Here is an 18,889-nt window from a genome sequence, read left to right as displayed (position 1 = left end):
CCACGACGACAAACAACAAGCGCTCGGCCTGTCGGATCAGGCGGCGCACGGTAACGACCAGGAGTCCTCCCCCATGGCACAGTTGATGAATCGCGACGAATTCCGTACCGCTCTGGAAGATGCCATCAAAGGCAAGAGCGCCAACAAGGCCCCGTTCAGCGTGGCCTGGGCCAGCGGCAAGCTGTCCCGCGACCATCTCGCCCGCTGGGCCGAGAACCACTACCACTATGTGGGCCCGTTCGCCGACTATCTGGCCTACATATACGCCAACACCCCGGAGACCTACACCGAGGCCAAGGACTTCCTGCTGCAGAACATGTACGAGGAAGAGCTGGGTGGCGACCGTCACACCGACCTGCTGATTCGCTTCGCCGAGGCCTGTGGCACCACCCGCGAGCGCGTCGAGAATCCGGACAACATGTCGCCCACCACCCGTGGGCTGCAGAGCTGGTGCTATGCCGTGGCCATGCGTGAGCATCCGGTTGTCGCGGTGGCAGCGCTGGTGGTCGGCCTGGAGTCCCAGGTGCCATCGATCTATCGCAAGCAGACCCCGACCCTGCGTGAGAAGTACGGCTTTACCGACGAAGAGGTCGAGTTCTTCGATCTGCACATCGTCTCCGACGAAATCCATGGCGAGCGTGGCTATCAGATCGTGCTGGAGCATGCCGACACCGTCGAGCTGCAGCAGCGCTGCCTGAAGATTTGTGAAATCGGCGCCCAGATGCGCCTGCTTTATACCACCGCGCTGTACTACGACTACGTCGTCGGCGACCTGCCCATCACCGAGCTGGACATGGCCGCCTGATCATTCGGAACGGTCCTTTCATCTGCCGGCCCGTGGCCGGCAGATGACCCGGCTCGAGCACAAACGGACCCGGTCTAGCATCGATAGTCAGCAACAACAGCCAGCGACGACAAAAAGGTAAGCGTCTTGGATAACGCAACCCAGTTTCTCAATTACATCGACGGCCAGTGGGTCGCGGGCGCCTCTGGGGAGACCTTCGAGAACCGCAACCCTGCCGACCAGGACGATCTGCTCGGACGGTTCCAGGCCTCCACGGTGGAAGACGCCCGTCAGGCCATCAGCGCGGCCGACCGCGCCTTCGCCGCCTGGTGCGAGACACCCATTTCGCAGCGCGCCAAGATCCTCAACCGCGCCGCCGATTACCTGATGGAGAACGTCGAGCAGTTTGCCCAGGAGCTAACCCGCGAAGAAGGCAAGCTCTTGGCCAACAGCCTCGACGAAGTGGCCCGTTCGGCACAGACCCTGCGTTTCTACGCGGTGGAAGGCCAGACCATCACCGGCGAAACCTTCCCCCAGGACGACGCCAAGATGATGGTCTATACCCAGCGCGAACCGCTGGGCGTGGCCACCATCATCACGCCTTGGAACTTCCCGATCTCGATTCCGGCGCGCAAGATAGCTCCGGCACTGATCACCGGCAACACCGTGGTATTCAAGCCCTCGTCGGATGCTCCGCTGATCGGCTATCGCCTGGCCGAGGCCCTGCACCACGCCGGCGTGCCGGCAGGCGTGTTCAATTTCGTTACCGGTGCCGCCTCGGCCATCGGCGAGGAGATCACCGCCAATCCGACCGTCAAGGCGATCTCCTTCACCGGCTCCACCGCAGCAGGCGAGCGCATTCATCGCGCCGCGGCCATGACCACCCGCACTCAGATGGAGCTCGGCGGTAAGAATCCGCTGATCGTGCTGGAAGATGCCGATATCGACACCGCGGTGGACCTGACCGTGAAGGGCGGTTTTTCTCTGACCGGCCAGGCCTGCACCGGCACCAGCCGGGTGCTGATCGCTAGTCGTCTCAAAGAAGAGTACCTCACGCGGCTGGTGGAGAAGGTCAAGACGCTGAAGATCGGCAACGGCATGACCGAAGGTACCCAGATCGGCCCACTGGCCACCCGCCAGCAGCTCGACACCGTGCTCGGCTACGTCGAGGCGGGCAAGAAGGAAGCGACCCACGTTCATGGCGGCGAGCACCTCACCGAGGGCGACTACGTCAAGGGCTTCTACGTGGCGCCGGCCATCTTCAGCGACGTAACCCAGGAGATGCGCATCGCCCGCGAAGAGATCTTCGGCCCGGTGGTCGCGGTGATCGAGATCGACGACTACGACGACGCCATCGCCAAGGCCAACGATACGCCCTACGGCCTCGCCGCCGCACTGGTGACCAACGACATCGGCTACATCCAGCGTTTCCCACTCGACATCCAGGCCGGCACGGTCAAGGTCAACCGCACCACCACCGGCAACCTGGTCAACGCCCCCTTCGGCGGGTTGAAGCAGTCGAGCACGTCCACGTTCCGCGAGTCGGGACGCGCCGGGCTGGATTTTTTCACCCAGACCAAGACCGTCTACATCGGCTGCTGAGCACGGCACACATAACTACAACCTGACGACAAGGTGAGACTCATGAAGCAGGTATTTCGACTGGAACTGGAAGAAGCCAAGGTAATGGTGGAGGCCGCCAAGCAGCGCTCCGAGGAGATCGGTGTGCTAGAAAGCATCTGCGTGGTGGATGATGGCGGCTACCCGCTGGCGCTGGAACGCATGAACGGCGCCCGCGTCACCGGCCCGCAGATCGCCTGGAACAAGGCCTTCACCGCGGCCGGCCATAAGCGTTCGACCCATCTCTTCAATACCGCCCCCAATGGCCCCGCTCTACCCGGTAACGAAGCCTTCGGCATCCAATGGAGCTTCGAGGGCAAGTTCGCCGTGTTCGTCGGCGGCTTCCCCATCGTCGTCGATGGCGAGGTGATCGGCGGTGTTGGCCTGAGCGGCGGCAACGGCGAACAGGACACCCAGGCCGGCCTGGCCGCGCTGAAGGCGCTTCAGGATCATCTGCGCGAGTCCGGCCACGAGGTGGTGGTCGAGGCCGACATCAAGAAATAAGCCCGTCCGCACGAGGCGACGTCGGCAAGCGGACGGCTCCCTTGCCGACTCCCCTGACGAATTCAAGCGCCGCTCGCGGCGATGATGACAAGACCCTGACCAGACGGGTGCGCTCAAGGAGGCTGCCATGAGCTACCGTATTACCCTTTCCGACACCTCAGAAAGCTTCGAAGCCCAGACAGGAGAACCGCTGCTCGAGGCCGCCGAGCGAGCCGGTTTCCCACTTGCTCATGACTGCCGCTTCGGCGGCTGCGGGGCCTGTCGCGTCAAGCTGGTGGAAGGCACCGTCGGGTATGACGAGTTCCCCTTCGGCTTGACCGAAGAGGAAGCCGAGGCGGGCTATGCGCTGGCCTGCCAGGCATGCGCCCAGAGCGACCTGACCATCACCGCCAAGCTGCTGCCAGCGGGCCACATTCCGGCCGACTTCCACGTTGCCACCATCGAGCAACTGGAGAAGTTGAGCCACGACGTGACCCACCTGGTGCTGCGCATTCCCAGCGCCAGCGAGGTGGTCTTCCATCCCGGCCAGTATCTCAACGTGATGCTGGACGATGGCAGCCCACGCAGCTTCTCGATGGCCTCACCCCATCGCGGTGAGCTTTTCGACTTCCATATCCGTCACGTGCCAGGCGGCCATTTCACCGGTCGCCTGGAAACTCACTACCAGCCCGGCGACACCCTCGACGTGGAGCTGCCGTTGGGCAACTTCCGCCACGACGCCGATAGCCCGCGCGATCTGCTGATGGTGGGTGGCGGCACCGGCCTGGCGCCGCTCAAAAGCATCATCGAGTCGCTGCTGAACGAGCCCGAGCGACCGGCTATCGCCCTCTATTGGGGGGTGCGCCGCGCCGAGGATCTCTATCTCGACGAGCAGCTCAATGACTGGACCAGGACGCTGCCCAACTTGCGCTACGTACCGGTACTCTCGGAGCCCGACTCCGAGTGGGATGGACGCCGAGGCTTCGTGCATGAGGCCGTGTGTCAAGACTTCAACGACCTGAGCGCTTTCGATGCCTACCTGTGTGGCCCACCGCCGATGATCGCCGCCGCCAAGACGAGCTTTTCCCAGCGCGGCCTCGACGTAGAACGTATCTATGCCGACAGCTTCAATTTCACCCACGAGCTCGAAGGCAGCGTAGCCTAGCCTGAGGCATCACCGGATCTAGCGAGGTAATCGACATGCCGGATATCACTTTCATCACCAACGGCGGCAAGATCATCCGCGCTCCCGAGGACTCCAACCTGCTACGTATCTCGCTGCGCGAAAAGGGTGGCATCCCGTTCAAGTGCGGTGGTGGCCTATGCGGCACCTGCAAATGCCTGATCGAGGAAGGTCGCGAGAATACCGATGCCGTAAAGAAGAAGGAAGAGAAACTGCTCTCGGCCGAAGAGCTCAAGCAGGGTTATCGGCTCGCCTGCCAGACCTTTCTCAAGGGCGACGTCAAGGTCTCCTGGGAGGAGCCCCCCAAAGGGGGTAGTGCAGGTGCTCGCCAGGTCACACCCAAGGCGGAGGCGTGAGCAGCGATATGGCCAGCAGCGAGCATTCGACACGGGTAGGTCTCATCGGCTACGGCACGGCCGGAAAGGACGTCGCCGAGGCCATACTCGGCGGCCAGGCGGGTGATAGTCGCCTGGTCGCCGTGCTGGTACGCGATGTGGCCAAGTATGCCGGCATTACCCTGGACGGCTGCCAATTCACCGACTGCGAGGAGACCTTCTTCGCCTCTGCCCCCGACGTGGTAGTCGAGACGGCGGGCCATGCGGCCGTGATCCGTTACGCCGAAACTTCGCTGGCCCACGGCTGCGACTTCATGATCGTCTCGGTCGGCGCCTTCTGCGACCAGGCGCTGTTCGATCGGGTCATGGCCAGCGCCGGCCGGCACGGCAAACGGGTGCTGGTGCCATCGGCGGCCATTGCCGGCCTCGACCGCATCGCCGCCGCTGCCCAAGGGCCGCTGGAGCGCGTCACCTTGACCACCCGCAAGCCGGTCAAGGCATGGCGCGGCACCTTTGCCGAAGAGGTAGTGGATCTCGACACGATCACGCAGCCGACGGTGATCTTCGAGGGCAACGCCCGTGAGTCGTCCCGCGTGTTCCCGGAGAGCGTCAACGTCTCGGCGGCGCTGAGCCTGGCGGGAGTAGGCTTCGAGTCAACAGACGTTCGCGTGCTGATCGACCCCTCCATCGACAAGAACGTCCACGAGGTATCGGCCAAAGGACGGTTCGGCGAGGTGCGCATCGAGGTGCGGAACACCCCCTCGCCGAGCAACCCCAAGACCGGCCACATCGTCGCCATGAGCGTCGCCAAGACTTTGAAGGACCTGTCTTCGCCGCTGGTCATCAGCTAGTCACGCCGGCCTGGGGCATGACGAGTGCCCCGGGCAGTGTCGCGTCCCCCGTCACTCTGTACCCAAGGAACTCAAGCGATGAAAAAAGCTTACTGGATATCTTGCTATCGCGAAATCACGAATGCCGAGCAGTATGCCAGCTACATTCGGCTTGCCGTTCCTGCCATCACCGCTGGCGGCGGAACTTTCCTGGCAAGAGGTGTCGCAGCCTTCGCCTATGAAAATGGCCGGCGGGAACGCACTATCGTCATCGAGTTTCCCGATCTCGATAGTGCTCGCGCGACCCATGATGGGGAGGCTTACGCGGCTGCGTTGACAGCGCTCGGCAATGGAGCCGTCAGGGATATGCGCATTGTCGAGGGTATGTGAACCACGTCGCCACTGTCAGTTGTGGGAGTGGCTCATGTAGGCCATGCGTGACTTCTCGAGATGGATGCGAGTAAAGCTCTCGGCCAGGTCCTCTTCGCCGCTGCGAATGGCGCTTAGTACATCCTGATGTTCACGCAGGGCTTCCTTGGTACGCCCCGGTAGGGCGCTGCTGAGATTGGAGAAAGCGCGTACGTAATCCTTCAAGTCTACCAGCATCTCATGCAGCTTGGGATTGCCGGAGGCACGGCCAATCAGATCGTTGTATTTGACGTTGAGCTCGACTTCATCACCACCGCCATTGCTCAGCGCCTCTTCGATCTCGGCCAGCAGTTGGTCGATCTCGGCCACGATCTCATCGTTGACCTTTTGCGCGGCCAGGCGTGCCGCCAGTGACTCCAGCGATGCCAGGATCATGAAGACTTCAAGAATCTCCGCCTGGGTGATTTCGTTGACCACGACTCCCTTGCGCGGCACCGTGCGCACGAAGCGCTGGGTCTCGAGACGAAACAGCGCCTCACGGATAGGCGTACGGCTGATATTGAGCTTATCGGCCAGCACCCTCTCGACCAGACGATCACCCGCCTTGTATTCACCCCGCAGAATGGCGTCCTTGAGATGGGCGTACACCTTGTCGCGGATTGGGGAAAGGTCTTCTTGGGACCAAGTGTCGGCCATTGGCTACCTGCGGCTGTCTGGGCGGTGAATCAACTGCGACATTTTACCATACTTAGGGCAATGTAGGAGGTATCTGGTGCACGAAGAACCAGTAGTGACAGGCGCAGGCCCGCACCATCAGGAGCGGGCCCAATACAGAGGGTCGACTTTTTCAGTGCAGCGAAACCTTCTTCAGGCGGGCATCGATACTGCCGAAGGATACCAGTTGCTTGAGTTCGTTGCGTGCCGCCTCGAGCGTGTCGAAGCGCTCGAAGAACTTCAGCGGCACGCTATTGGTTGCCCCACCCTCGCCGGTCTCGACGATGCTAACGCGCCCCTGGAGCCCATCGACCTGGGCAATGGTGAAGTCGGCCTTCTTCTTGCCATAGAAGAAGTACTCGTAGGCTTCGATGGGGGAAACGCCTTGCCCCGGCCTGGCATCGTATTCGTCCAGCTTGCTTGTCAGGATAATAAACATATCGTTGCCCTCTTGTTGTCATGGGTCGTCGTGGCATCGTCAGCCGTGAATGCTGGCAGCAACCACAAACGCAGTATCAGCTGGCCAACTCCCGCTCACTCGGTGAAGCCTGTCTCGATTCGGCGCGCTCATTCAGTAGCGCATGTACTGCTGCAGAAAGCTCCTCAAGTGCCTCTTCCACGATGACCTTGCCAATGGCATAGCTTGCCTGGGTGGCATCGCCTATGCAGCCGTTGCGGGTCATCTCCTCGTAACGGTAGAACCCCTGGATGGGGTTGCCCGGACGCATCCGCTCCCAGCGCCCACCGCTGACAATATCGCCTTTCTCGAGCCGCTCCGGACGCACCAGGTGAGGAGCCATGTAGAGCGCCTCGGACACCTCTCGCTCGCAGCTGTGACCAAATAACGTCGAATGAACATGCTCCTTCATCGCCTTCTTGGCGGACGCCGTGGTCTTGGCGTAGTAGCACACCACTCCCAGTTCTTGGGAAAAGGTGGCGCAGGCCAGGCTAAGCGTTGCCTGGTTGCCACCATGACTGTTGAGAAACAGCACTCTGTCGATGCCGTGGCGCTTGAGGGAGATCACCATGTCGCGCAGTACGGCGATCAGCGTTTCCGGGCGCAGGCTCAGGGTGCCGGGAAAATTCAGGTGATGGGGCGAGACGCCCATGTTGACCGTGGGCGTCACCAGCACATCGGGATGCAAGCGCGCCGCCAGCCGCTTGGCCATCTCGGTGGCCAGCACCGCATCGCAGCTCTCGTTCATGTGCGGGCCGTGCTGTTCGTGGGCGCCCACCGGCACGATGGCCATCCTGACGCGCTGCAACGCCTCCTCGACCTCCGGCCAGGTCATCTCTGTGAGAATGTAGCTTTTCATCCCGTTCTCTCCTTTGGCTCCTGCAGGGAAGCAAGGGGTCGGACGCAGGAGTCGTTTTCGCCAATGGCACTTGGTATACCATAAACTAGCTAAATGTCCTTCCCTTGTAAAGCCCCCCATGAATAATCTCGCCAGCCACGTCGCTTCACCAATCGCCACTTGCCGAATCGGCCCTTCCGCATCGCGCCGCCTCCGGCACCGCGCTAGAGGCAGCTGCGCCTCGCCACTTCGCTGGAAAGCACGATATGCTCCTCGATCACCGCTCTGGCGCGTCTGGCATCCCTCGCCAACGCCAAGTTCACCAGCTCATGATGTTGGCTATTAAGCCGCTGGCGCAGCTCAAGAGCACGAGGCGCAACCCGCCGATAGCGGTCGAACTGATCGTGGAGCTGGGCGATGAAGCGCAGCAGCCATGCTGAGCCGCAGGAGGCGATGAGGGCGTTGTGAAAACGCAAGTGCAATGCCTCCCACTCGCTCAGCGAGGTATGATCGCCAGCGCGCACTAGTCGGTGACAGGCCGCTAACAATTGCGACTCCCACTCCGCATCGCCGTGCCGGATGGCTAGCTCCAATGCCATGCCCTCCAGCCGACGACGCACCTCCGTGATATCGGCAAGCTCATCCCTGGATAGTTCGAGCACGCGGAAGCCTCGTTGACTCTCCTGGCGCAACAGACCATACGCCGCCAGGCGATTTAGCGCCTCGCGCAGCGGGCTCAGCCCCACCTGGTACGCTTCTCTCAAAGACACAATCGACAATCTCTTGCCCGCCTCGAATCTCCCGTTGAGTAGATCCTGGCGCAGGATCTCATAGATACGGCTTGCCACTGTCGCCTCTGGCTTGCTGTTACCGTGTCTCGCCATGCAGAACCTCTACCTTTTGGAATTTGGTATACCTTACTTGACGCCTTCCCTAACAGAGGCATAATCTAAGTCATAATCGATTTTAAAGACAAAAACATATTCAAAATAGATATTTAAGATATTGTTTTTAAACAATAAATGCGAAAGAAGGCCATTAGCTACGCTTGCTAAGCGTCACTATATTTATCCCTCCTTCTTTTATAATGCCAATCAATGAAATCGGGAGACTACCCTTTATGCCCCAATTTGGTACACCAGAAATTGATTTTGCGACATGTTTGAGCGGACGCCAGTTAATCCGACGATTGGCATTCGGGAAATGGAGGCTCTGCGCCACACTGCCTCCAGCCCATGCGGGCGGTTCTAGTCCCGCAGGGAGGAACGTGCCAAGGTTTTTGGACATTCGTCCCGCGACCAGCGAGCGGCGACATTGCGAGCGATTAGGAGGCAGACGATACGAGTGAGCTCATCCTAATCGCCATCTCATGCTTATGAGACGTAAGCACCGCTTCCGGCATACATGGCGCAGCGAAAAAGTTGTAAAGCAGCATCGATAACTACAACCCCCAAGCCTGACGACACGACATGGTGCAACAACATGGAACAATTGGAACAAATACAACTCACGGCATCGCATTGGATATTCCTGCTGGTCATCCTGGCGATATTCGTCTCCATCGGTTTCCGTAAGGGAGTTATCATCCCTTCCATCGCCGGCATCTTCATGCTGGGCATGCTAGCCGAAGCGCCACACGACGGTGCACTCAATCAGACCATATTCGCCACTCAGGTGGTCTTTCGGGCCCTGCTCAACGCCGGGGTCGAACTCTTCGACATCATGCTAGTCATCGCCTTGATGGTGGCCATGCTAAAGTCGCTGCAGCACTCAGGCGCCGACCGCCTCATGGTTGCTCCAATGAAAAGGCTGATGGTCGGCCCCTGGACCGCATTCTTCGTGGTCGGCATCACCATGTATGTTGCGGCAGCCTTCTTCTGGCCCACTCCGGCAGTGGCGCTGGTCGGCACCGTGCTGATTCCGGTCGCGATGCAGGTCGGGCTGCCGGCGATCGGCGCAGCCATGGCGGTCAACCTGTTCGGCCACGGCATGGCCCTGTCGGCCGATCCGGTCATCCAGGGCGCCAGTCGTCTCACCGCTAGCGCCGCCGGCGTCGAAACCACCGCCCTGGTGCCCTATACCATGCTGTTTTCCCTGACCGTAGGCATCGTCGCCGTGACGCTGGCCTGCATCCAGCTGCGCCGCGACATGCGCTCGGGCGTGCTGAAGGCACCGAAGAGCGACGAGATATTCACACCCAAACCGGCAGCGAGCGTGAACGCGGCCGCGGTGCAGCCCGCCACCATTTCGGAGCCCTTCGACGCCAGCCCCTGCGCTCGCTTCTTTGCCGTGGCGGTGCCGACTATACTGATCAGCATCGCGGCCATGATGATCTACCGCGCCCTGTTTCTGCCCGATCAAGCGATTCGCGGCGGCGGCGCCACCGCACTGCTCGGCGGCACGGCCACCGTGCTGCTGGTGCTCTCCTCTCTCGCCTCGCACGGTCACCATGCTCTGGACGGCATCAGCAGCTACACTCGCGATGGTTTTTTCTTTGCCATCAAGATATTCGCACCGATCATTCCTATCGCCGGCTTCTTCTTCTTGGGCCATCCGGAGCATGCCGCGGAGGTAATCGGCGCCGGCTCGGCCGGCTACCTGTTTGACATCGGCAACAACATCGGCCGCCACATTGACGGCAACGCCTTCCTGCTGACATTCGGCATGGCCTTCATCGGCCTGCTCTCGGGAATGGATGGGTCCGGCTTCTCCGGACTACCGCTAGTGGGTTCGCTGTCGGGGGCGCTGGGCACTGGCGCGGATGTCAACGTCCATGTGCTGGCCGCCCTGGGCCAAGTGGCAGCGATCTTCGCCGGTGGCGGCACGTTGGCGGCCTGGGCGTTCGGCGTAGCGGCGGATGCCGGCATTGCAGGGGTCAGCCCGGCAGCCTTGGTGCGTCGCAACTTCGTGCCGGTCATCGCCGGGATTGGCGTGGCTTCCTGCCTGGCCATCCTACTGTTATAGCAGCGCCAGACAGGTCGACAAGACGAGAGTCCATCCTGGCATGGCCTCTCTGACTTTAACAATGGCGACAAACGCGGGCGCCGGCATATCGCTCCCCGCTCAGCAGACAAGCAGGTGATTCATGCCTCTAATCAAGATTCATAAGAATGGCGAAGTTTTCGAAGGAGAAGTCCGGGCCAACACCAACCTGGTTGTACGAGCGGGGATTCGTCAGTTTCCCTATCCCCACCTCGACTACGGATGCGGCATGGGCAAGTGCGCCAAGTGCATGTGTCGAGTCGTCAAAGGGGGCGAAGCCCTACCCGAGCCCAACTGGAAAGAGAAGAAGATGCTGGGCTCGCGTCTCGAGCAGGGTTATCGGCTCGCTTGCCAGCTCTGGGTGGACGAGGATCTTGAGCTAGCCCAGGACATCACGGGCGGTTCGGCTGACCGAAGCCGGCCCGGCACTGCTACTACGACTCTTTGAGCCACTAGGGCTTGAACGAAGAGCAGCAACAGGCCCATTGGCACGCGCCGATGGACCTATTGCTGACCGGAGCATCATCCCAGATACTTGATCATCACCCCGGCTGCCACCGCCGAACCGATCACACCGGCCACGTTGGGTCCCATGGCGTGCATCAACAGGAAGTTGTGCGGGTTGGCCTCGAGCCCCACCTTGTTGGCCACACGTGCCGCCATCGGCACGGCCGAGACGCCAGCCGCCCCGATCAGCGGATTGATCGGCATCTTGCTGACGGCATTCATCAGCTTGGCCATGAGCACCCCCGCCGCGGTCCCGATGGCGAAAGCCACGATACCCAATCCCATGATGCCAAGCGTCTCGACCGCCAGGAACTCGCTGGCAACCAGCTTGGAGCCAACGGCCAGGCCGAGGAAGATGGTGACGATATTGATCAGCGCATTCTGCGCGGTATCGGAGAGCCGCTCGACTACGCCACACTCGCGCATCAGGTTGCCGAAGCAGAACATTCCCAGCAGTGGCGCGGCATCCGGCAGGAACAGGGCTACCAGCAGCAGCAGCACCAGCGGAAAGATGATCTTCTCGATCTTCGATACCGGACGCAGCTGGGTCATGGCGATGGCACGCTCCTTCTTGCTGGTCAGCGCACGCATGATCGGCGGCTGAATCAGCGGAACCAACGCCATGTAGGCGTAGGCAGCCACCGCAATCGCACCCAGCAGCTCAGGCGCCAGTATGCTCGAGACGTAGATCGAGGTCGGGCCATCGGCCCCGCCGATGATGCCGATTGCCGCCGCCTGATTGAGCGAGAAGTCCATCACGCCCATCGCCGAAAGCCCCACCGCACCGAGCACCGTGGCGAAAATGCCGAACTGCGCGGCGGCACCCAGGAACAGGGTTCGCGGGTTGGCCAGCAGTGGGCCGAAGTCGGTCATCGCACCGACCCCCATGAAGATCACCAGCGGCGCGATGCCCGATGAGATGGCCACGCTGTAGAAGGTATACAGCATGCCATCGCCGTAACCGGCCGCTCCCACTACGTCCCGCGCAGCTCGCAACAGCTCCGGGGGCAATCCGTCGTGAGCGACGGCATGCAGCGTTTCGCGCCAGGCATCGGGGCTTGCGAGCGGATTGAGGGTCACCTGCATGACAGCCGCCAGCTGCTGAAGCACCGTCGGTTGTGCCACTTCGATGGCCTGGTCTAACGCCGACAGTGCCAGTCCCGCCTCCGGAATGTTGGCGAGAATTCCCCCAAAGCCGATCGGCACCAGCAGTAACGGCTCGAACTTCTTGTAGATGGCTAGATAGAGCAGGGCCAGGCCAATCACGATCATCACAACCTGGCCCAGGGTCAGGTTGTACAGGCCCGAGCCGTACCAGAGCGTTAACAGCTTATCCATGAATCGATGCCCTTAGAGAACGATCAGCGTATCGCCCACCGATACGCTGTCGCCCTCCTTGATCTTGATCTCGGACACCGTACCGGCACTGGCGGCACGCACTTCAGTTTCCATCTTCATCGCCTCGAGGATGATCACCACGTCATCCTCGGCGACACTGTCGCCCACGCTGACGTTGACCTTGAAGATGTTGCCGGCCAGCGGTGCGGTAATCGACTCCCCCGTGGAGGGGGCGGAAGTCTCGTCACGGGAGACCGCCGTCTGCGTACCGGAGGACGCGCCACTGCCGCTCTGGACCTGGGTGATGTCGCCACCTTCGGCGACCTCGACCACATACTGCTTGCCATTGACGGTGATGGTGTAGGTCTCGGGCCCGGAACTGGCAGGCGCCGGTGCCGTGCTCTTCTGAGACACGGCCGGCAGGTTCGAGGCCTGGGCATCAGGTGCCTGGGGTACCGGCTCGAAGGCATCGGGATTGTCGCGATTCTTGAGGAACTTGAGGCCGATCTGGGGGAACAGTGCGTAGGTCAGCACATCGTCGATCTCGCGCTCTCCCTCCTCGAGCCGAATGCCCTCCTCCTTGGCCTTGGCCTTGAGCTCGGTACGCAAGCGATCCATCTCGTCTTCGAGCATGTCCGCAGGGCGGCAAGTGATCGGCGCCTTGCCCTCGATCACGCGAGCCTGCAGCTCCTGGTTGAACTCGGACGGGGCAGCGCCATACTCGCCCTTGAGCAGCGCCTGAACCTCCTTGGAGATCGACTTGTAGCGCTCACCCATCATCACGTTCATGACCGCCTGGGTACCGACGATCTGCGAGGTCGGCGTGACCAGTGGAATGAAGCCCAGATCCTCGCGCACCTTGGGGATCTCGTCGAGCACCGCGTCGAGCTTGTCGCCGGCCCCCTGCTCCCTGAGCTGATTCTCCATGTTGGTGAGCATGCCCCCCGGCACCTGGGCGACCAGGATGCGTGAATCGATGCCCTTCAGCGAGCCTTCGAAGGCGGCGTATTTCTTGCGTACTTCGCGGAAGTAGGCGGCGATCTCCTCGAGCAGCTCGAGATCGAGCCCGGTATCGCGATCAGTCTCCTTGAGGATCGCCACCACCGACTCGGTGGGGCTGTGGCCATAGGTCATCGACATCGAGGAGATCGCGGTATCGACGTTGTCGATACCCGCCTCAACGGCCTTGAGCGCGGTGGCGGTCGACATGCCGGTGGTCGCGTGGCACTGCATGTGCACCGGAATCGACAAGGTCTTCTTCAGGCGCGACACCAGCTCGAAGGCGGTATAGGGCGTGAGCAAGCCCGCCATGTCCTTGATCGCCACCGAGTGCGAGCCCATGTCTTCAAGCCGCTTGGCGAGATCCACCCAGCCTTCGATGGTGTGCACTGGGCTCACGGTATAGGAGATCGCGCCCTGGGCGTGGCCACCCTGGGCGACCACCGCCTTGATCGGCCGCTCCAGATTGCGCGGATCGTTCATGGCGTCGAAGACGCGAAACACGTCGACACCGTTGGTGCGGGCACGCTCGATGAACCTGTCCACGACGTCATCGGCATAGTGACGATAGCCGAGCAGGTTCTGGGCGCGCAGCAGCATCTGCTGGGGCGTGTTGGGCATCGCCTCCTTGAGGGCGCGAATGCGCGCCCAGGGATCCTCGCCGAGATAACGAATACAGGCATCAAAGGTCGCGCCACCCCAGGACTCCAGTGACCAGAACCCCACCCGGTCGAGCTTCTCGGCAATCGGCAGCATGTCGTCCAGGCGCATACGCGTCGCGAACAGTGACTGATGAGCGTCTCTCAACACCACGTCGGTGATGCCCAGCGGGCGTTTGCTCTCACTCATGACAAAGACCTTCTTCCTTGTATCGTTATATCGCGATCAGCCAATTGCCTCGGCACGGTCTGTCGCGTCGCAGTGGCGGGTTATGCCGTTGTCTCAGCGAGGATGGCGTCTACGGTAGCGATGCAGAGCCGCACTGAGCACGACCATCAGCTCGTCATTTTCCGCGCTCTTGCCTGCGGCGGGCACATGCGTGGATGGCGTCTGTGCCACGGGGACCGGGGCCAGGCGCGTCACCAGCATCGACATGAGCGAGGTTGAAATCACCAGCACCGTCAGAAAAATGAAGACGAAGCCCATACCGAAGGCCATCAAAGCGAGGCCTTCCTGCAACAGCGCTGTATCCCACATCACGGTTCCCCTTGCTCGCCCGGCAGTTAAGCGACGGCACTGCTGCGGGCACTCTCTTGGCTGATACAATAACCTGCCTGAATCTACCAGATTTTCAATGACACCATGGTTGAGCCACAAGTTGTCAATTTACTACACGAGGGGCGTATCGGCTTGGCACCCATGGAGGGCGTCATCGATGCGCATACCCGTGCCCTACTGACGCAGCATCCAGGGATCGACTGGGCAGTCACCGAATTCGTGCGAGTCGTCGATGCTCGCCTGCCGCCCCGGGTATTTCTCAAGCACTGCCCCGAGCTTGCCCAGCCAACGGTCGCAACCCCCAGCGGCGTATCGGTGCATCTGCAGCTGCTTGGCTCCGACCCGGTGGCACTCGCCGAGAATGCTCGCCAGGCGCTCGACCTAGGCGCGACCGGCCTGGACCTCAACTTCGGTTGCCCGGCCAAATTGGTCAACCGTCACGACGGCGGCGCCTCATTGCTGCGCGACCCTGCCCGTGTCGAGCAGGCTGTTGCGGCGGTCCAGCGCGCCGTCGACGGCGCCATTCCGGTGACCGCCAAGATTCGACTGGGCTTCGCCAACCGTCGCCTGGCCCTTGCCTGCGCCCGTGCGGCGGAGAATGGCGGTGCTGTACAGCTCGTCGTACACGCTCGCACGCGTGACGAAGGCTACCGCCCCCCGGCGCACTGGGAGTGGATCGGGCGTATTCGCCAGCACCTTGCCATTCCGGTCGTCGCCAATGGCGACATCTGGACCTTGGAGGAGTATTGGAAAGCCCGCTCGCTCTCCGGCTGCGTCGATGTCATGCTCGGTAGAGGCATCCTTGCCGATCCCTGGCTAGCCAGACGCATTCGCCACTGGCAACGTTATGGCGAACGCCTTGCCGATACGCCCTGGCAGGTGCGCGCCGATACGCTGCTCGCCTATGCTGCATTGCAGCGTAGCACACTTCCTGAACGCGTCGTCGTATCGCTGATTAAACAATGGTTGAACCATATGCGTCACCGCGACCAGGAAGCGGCCCGTCGCTTCCTCTCGTTGCGACGCCTCACGTCGCTCGATGACCTCCTGGCGGGGCTTCGCCAAGAAGTATCACCATCACCGAGCCTGGTATGAACCATAAAAAAGGCGCCACGTGGATAACGTGGCGCCTCGGGAACGCTGACCAGCTCATCATTTGGAGATGCACAAGCCGGTTGATGTGCGCAATACCAATAAAATTCACCGGCTTATTTCTTGCCTTTACACAAACGAAAAACCCGCCCTTCGATCATGAGGACGGGTAACGATATGGCGCGCCCGGGAGGATTCGAACCTCCGACCCCCTGATTCGTAGTCAGGTACTCTATCCAGCGGCGAGGAGTAGAGCCAATGTCGACCCTTCCCACCGTTCCCCACAGGCGTGGGGATGAACCGTTATGGATAAATACTGGCTGGCTAAATATGTCCCGTTCCCCACAGGCGTGGGGATGAACCGGAAATGAGTCAGCGCGAACAAATCATCAGCCTCCGTTCCCCACAGGCGTGGGGATGAACCGTTTGCCCATGATCTGCGTACACATAAACAGGTCCGTTCCCCACAGGCGTGGGGATGAACCGTCATACTGCCGGAATTCGCCCTTCCAGTGGGTCCGTTCCCCACAGGCGTGGGGATGAACCGTGCCAGGAGTACGCCCGGACCTTCCCTGAGCACCGTTCCCCACAGGCGTGGGGATGAACCGCTTGGGGAAGAAAGGGTGGAGTATGCCTTAGACCGTTCCCCACAGGCGTGGGGTCGCACGAAGTCTTGCGTCACGATCTCGCCCCGTTCCCCACAGGCGTGGGGATGAACCCCGAAAGGATTGCTCGAGTATCACGTCCGCTGCCGTTCCCTGCAGGCGCAGGGCTCAACAGGATGGCTGTACCATGGGTGCGGGCGACCACCCCAAGCGCGGGGTTCGCTGCCACCCAGACAGCTCAGGCAGGAGTTCGCTGTCGCCCGGCCAAGCCCAACGACAGCAAACAAGTGGCCTATCTCGTGAGATAAGCCACGTCATTACTTAGAACCTTAGAAAGATTCCCACTCGTCGGCCTGGGTGGTCGGCAGCTTGCGCTTTGCGATAGCGGGCGCTGGAGTCTGGGGAAGCTGCTGTGCGCTGCGTGGGCGCGAGGACTGGCTGGCTAGTGTGGCAAGGTCGTCGGCACCAAGGGTGAAGGTGGCCATCAGCTTTTCGAGTTGCCCGGCCTGGTGGCGCATCTCTTCGGACGCCGCGCTGGACTGCTCGACCACGGCGGCGTTCTGCTGGGTCATGGTATCAAGCTCGGTCACGGCGGTGTTGATCTGCAGGATACCGTCGCTCTGCTCCTTGGCGCCGGCACTGATCTCGCCAATCATGTCGCTGACGCGTTCGACCCCCTGAAGGATCTTCTCCATGGTCTGGGCGGCTCCCTTGACCAGCGTGGCGCCGGACTGGGTATGCACGATCGACTCGTCGACCAGTACCCGGATCTCCTTGGAGGCGTCACTTGAGCGAGTCGCCAGGGTACGCACTTCCTGGGCGACAACGGCAAAGCCGCGGCCGTGCTCGCCCGCGCGAGCGGCCTCCACCGAGGCGTTCAGCGCCAGGATGTTGGTCTGAAAGGCGATCCCGTCGATCAGGGTGATGATCTCGCCGATGCGAGCGGCCGATGCGTTGATGTCGTCCATCGTCGCCTGGGCCTTGTGCATGTCGCTGTTGCCCTGTTTGGCGATATCCGCGGTGCTCTGTACCAGCTGGTTGGCCTGCTGGGCGGAGTGGGCGGTGTTCTGCACGGTGGCGGTGATCTGCTCCATGGAGGCCGAGGTCTCCTGCAGATTGGCGGCCGACTGTTCGGTACGCGACGAAAGGTCCTGGCTGCTCTGGGTGATCTCCTCGGCGGCATGGTTAACGCTGCGGGTGCTGCTGCGCACCTGGCTTACGATATGCGAAAGCCCTTCGCCGATACCGTTCATCGAGGTGATCAGCTTGCCGATCTCATCTTCACGCTGCGTCATGTGGCGCTGCGACAAGTCACCCTTGGCCAGGTTCTGCGCCATGGCGACCGTCCTGTCGAGCGGGCGGCCGATGAGCCGTTTCTGAACGAAATAGAGCAGGCCGGCAACGCCAAGTGCCAGCAGCACGGCCGCGAGCAGGGCCCAGTTGCGCAGCGTGACGATACCCGCTTCCACTTCGTCGTCGAAGACGGTACTAGCGATGATCCAGTCCCACTCCGGGTAGGCCAAGTAGTAGGTGGTGCGCTGGCGAGTGTCGTTGCCAGCCAGGGCGTAGTCGATCTGGCCCGAGGGGGCCGTGAACAGCTCGGTGAAGGCGGGTTCATTGCCGGTCGTCTTCAGCTCCAGCAGCGAGCTTCCTTCATGCGGCCCGCCGACAATCACCTGCCCCTGGCCTTGTGGGCTGGCATTGATCAGCATGGCATAGCCGCTTGCGTAGTAAGTCATGCTGCGCACCCGCTCCTGCAGCATGGCCAGCTCATTGACGATATTGACACCAATGAAGGCGGCGCCGATCACTTCGCCCTGGCGGTTACGCAGCGGCTCGTACTTGGTGATGTAGGGCGTGCCGAACAGCTCGGCAATACCGCTGTAGGCTTCACCCGCCGCCAGGCTTGCATAGGCGCGGCTCTCGCGATCGAGCAGGGTACCCACGACACGCTCGCCACTGGCGTTGGTGAGTGAGGTCGTCACGCGCACGAAATCGTCGCCGTCGCGGACGAAGAACGTGATGGGCGCGCCGGTCTGGGCAGTGAATTGATCGGGAAGGTAGTACTCGCCGTTGAGGGCCTCGCCACCGTTGGTCAATGCCGGGGTCTGCCGCTCGCCCACGGTAATGCGCTGAGTGGGTACCAGGTCGTAGATGGGGACGAGATCGGCAAGAAATATCTGCAGCATGTCGCCGGCTTGCTGCTGCAGGGTCTGGTCGAACAGCGACACCATGTCCGACACTTGCTGCTGCTGACGCTGGATGCCATCACCCACTTCGGTGTTCATCTGTCGGATGCTGGCCTGTGACAGGAAGAACGCCAGGCCGATGAAACCGGTTATTTGCAGTGCGAGAATCAGCAACGAGAGTTTTCCCCCGACGCTGGTGCGGCGGAGAGAACGCGTGATAAATGGCATGTCGGACCTTTTTATGTAGTGCAGGGGGTAATGTCTTATCGGCGCTCTCGGTCATAGACTTTATGCATGTATTCACAATAAGCAGAAAATATTTATTACTGTATATTTCTTCATAGCA

General features: G+C 61.4%; 18 protein-coding genes and 1 CRISPR repeat array. Of the genes, 10 read left to right on the top strand and 8 right to left on the bottom strand.

Annotation, left to right across the window (positions count from 1 at the left end):
* Positions 1 to 73 precede the first annotated feature (73 nt).
* The 7 genes from HJD22_RS00450 (at position 74) to HJD22_RS00420 (ending at position 5,625) form a co-directional block, all read left to right on the top strand.
* A complete protein-coding gene (locus HJD22_RS00450) occupies positions 74 to 805 on the top strand; it encodes a TenA family transcriptional regulator (protein ID WP_208654908.1) in 732 nt (243 codons plus the stop codon).
* Positions 806 to 931: 126 nt separating this feature from the next.
* Positions 932 to 2,386, top strand: a complete 1,455-nt coding sequence (locus HJD22_RS00445) for an aldehyde dehydrogenase family protein (protein WP_208654909.1) — start codon at positions 932 to 934, stop codon at positions 2,384 to 2,386.
* A 42-nt stretch (positions 2,387 to 2,428) separates the two neighbouring features.
* Entirely contained in the window at positions 2,429 to 2,908 is a 480-nt protein-coding gene (locus tag HJD22_RS00440; RefSeq protein WP_208654910.1) for a heme-binding protein, read from the top strand.
* A gap of 127 nt (positions 2,909 to 3,035) precedes the next feature.
* Positions 3,036 to 4,052 (top strand): 2Fe-2S iron-sulfur cluster-binding protein, encoded by a 1,017-nt coding sequence (locus HJD22_RS00435; protein ID WP_208654911.1) that lies wholly within the window; start codon positions 3,036 to 3,038, stop codon positions 4,050 to 4,052.
* Positions 4,053 to 4,087: 35 nt separating this feature from the next.
* Positions 4,088 to 4,426: a 2Fe-2S iron-sulfur cluster binding domain-containing protein gene (locus tag HJD22_RS00430; RefSeq protein ID WP_208654912.1), complete on the top strand. Its 339-nt coding sequence runs from the start codon at positions 4,088 to 4,090 to the stop codon at positions 4,424 to 4,426.
* The gene (gene nadX / locus HJD22_RS00425) at positions 4,423 to 5,256 is read left to right on the top strand and encodes an aspartate dehydrogenase (RefSeq protein ID WP_248730037.1); all 834 of its coding nucleotides are present in this window, start codon (positions 4,423 to 4,425) and stop codon (positions 5,254 to 5,256) included. Before HJD22_RS00430 ends, nadX begins: the two co-directional genes overlap by 4 nt.
* Before the next feature lie 78 nt (positions 5,257 to 5,334).
* Complete coding sequence (locus tag HJD22_RS00420) at positions 5,335 to 5,625, top strand: DUF1330 domain-containing protein (RefSeq protein WP_208654913.1); 291 nt, start codon at positions 5,335 to 5,337, stop codon at positions 5,623 to 5,625.
* 15 nt (positions 5,626 to 5,640) lie between these two features.
* On the opposite strand, the gene HJD22_RS00415 is transcribed toward HJD22_RS00420, so the two are convergent.
* The 4 genes from HJD22_RS00415 to HJD22_RS00400 form a co-directional block, all read right to left on the bottom strand.
* Complete coding sequence (locus tag HJD22_RS00415; protein WP_208654914.1) at positions 5,641 to 6,300, bottom strand: GntR family transcriptional regulator; 660 nt, start codon at positions 6,298 to 6,300, stop codon at positions 5,641 to 5,643.
* Positions 6,301 to 6,451: 151 nt separating this feature from the next.
* Complete coding sequence (locus tag HJD22_RS00410; RefSeq protein WP_208654915.1) at positions 6,452 to 6,757, bottom strand: ferredoxin; 306 nt, start codon at positions 6,755 to 6,757, stop codon at positions 6,452 to 6,454.
* A gap of 76 nt (positions 6,758 to 6,833) precedes the next feature.
* Positions 6,834 to 7,634: a creatininase family protein gene (locus tag HJD22_RS00405; RefSeq protein ID WP_208654916.1), complete on the bottom strand. Its 801-nt coding sequence runs from the start codon at positions 7,632 to 7,634 to the stop codon at positions 6,834 to 6,836.
* Positions 7,635 to 7,837: 203 nt separating this feature from the next.
* Positions 7,838 to 8,497, bottom strand: a complete 660-nt coding sequence (locus HJD22_RS00400; protein ID WP_208654917.1) for a GntR family transcriptional regulator — start codon at positions 8,495 to 8,497, stop codon at positions 7,838 to 7,840.
* A 598-nt stretch (positions 8,498 to 9,095) separates the two neighbouring features.
* On the opposite strand from HJD22_RS00400, the gene HJD22_RS00395 reads away from it, so the two are divergent.
* On the top strand, positions 9,096 to 10,577 hold the full coding sequence (locus HJD22_RS00395; RefSeq protein WP_208654918.1) for a hypothetical protein: 1,482 nt from the start codon (positions 9,096 to 9,098) through the stop codon (positions 10,575 to 10,577).
* Positions 10,578 to 10,698: 121 nt separating this feature from the next.
* Complete coding sequence (locus HJD22_RS00390; protein ID WP_208654919.1) at positions 10,699 to 11,043, top strand: 2Fe-2S iron-sulfur cluster-binding protein; 345 nt, start codon at positions 10,699 to 10,701, stop codon at positions 11,041 to 11,043.
* A 74-nt stretch (positions 11,044 to 11,117) separates the two neighbouring features.
* On the opposite strand, the gene HJD22_RS00385 is transcribed toward HJD22_RS00390, so the two are convergent.
* From HJD22_RS00385 to HJD22_RS00375, 3 genes are all read right to left on the bottom strand, one after another.
* Complete coding sequence (locus HJD22_RS00385; RefSeq protein ID WP_208654920.1) at positions 11,118 to 12,440, bottom strand: sodium ion-translocating decarboxylase subunit beta; 1,323 nt, start codon at positions 12,438 to 12,440, stop codon at positions 11,118 to 11,120.
* A 12-nt stretch (positions 12,441 to 12,452) separates the two neighbouring features.
* On the bottom strand, positions 12,453 to 14,288 hold the full coding sequence (oadA, locus tag HJD22_RS00380; protein WP_208654921.1) for a sodium-extruding oxaloacetate decarboxylase subunit alpha: 1,836 nt from the start codon (positions 14,286 to 14,288) through the stop codon (positions 12,453 to 12,455).
* A gap of 93 nt (positions 14,289 to 14,381) precedes the next feature.
* Positions 14,382 to 14,636, bottom strand: coding sequence for an OadG family protein (locus HJD22_RS00375; protein ID WP_208656814.1), 255 nt, complete (start codon positions 14,634 to 14,636; stop codon positions 14,382 to 14,384).
* A 162-nt stretch (positions 14,637 to 14,798) separates the two neighbouring features.
* On the opposite strand from HJD22_RS00375, the gene HJD22_RS00370 reads away from it, so the two are divergent.
* Positions 14,799 to 15,752 (top strand): tRNA-dihydrouridine synthase, encoded by a 954-nt coding sequence (locus HJD22_RS00370; RefSeq protein ID WP_208656815.1) that lies wholly within the window; start codon positions 14,799 to 14,801, stop codon positions 15,750 to 15,752.
* Between the two features lie 271 nt (positions 15,753 to 16,023).
* Positions 16,024 to 16,529: direct repeats of the CRISPR family, unit length 28 nt; unit sequence CCGTTCCCCACAGGCGTGGGGATGAACC.
* A gap of 154 nt (positions 16,530 to 16,683) precedes the next feature.
* On the opposite strand, the gene HJD22_RS00365 is transcribed toward HJD22_RS00370, so the two are convergent.
* Complete coding sequence (locus HJD22_RS00365; protein ID WP_208653875.1) at positions 16,684 to 18,717, bottom strand: methyl-accepting chemotaxis protein; 2,034 nt, start codon at positions 18,715 to 18,717, stop codon at positions 16,684 to 16,686.
* Between the last annotated feature and the right edge of the window lie 172 nt (positions 18,718 to 18,889).

It is taken from the genome of Halomonas sp. TA22, from assembly GCF_013009075.1.
Lineage (GTDB): Bacteria > Pseudomonadota > Gammaproteobacteria > Pseudomonadales > Halomonadaceae > TA22.
This window is presented reverse-complemented; position numbering and strand designations above follow the sequence as displayed.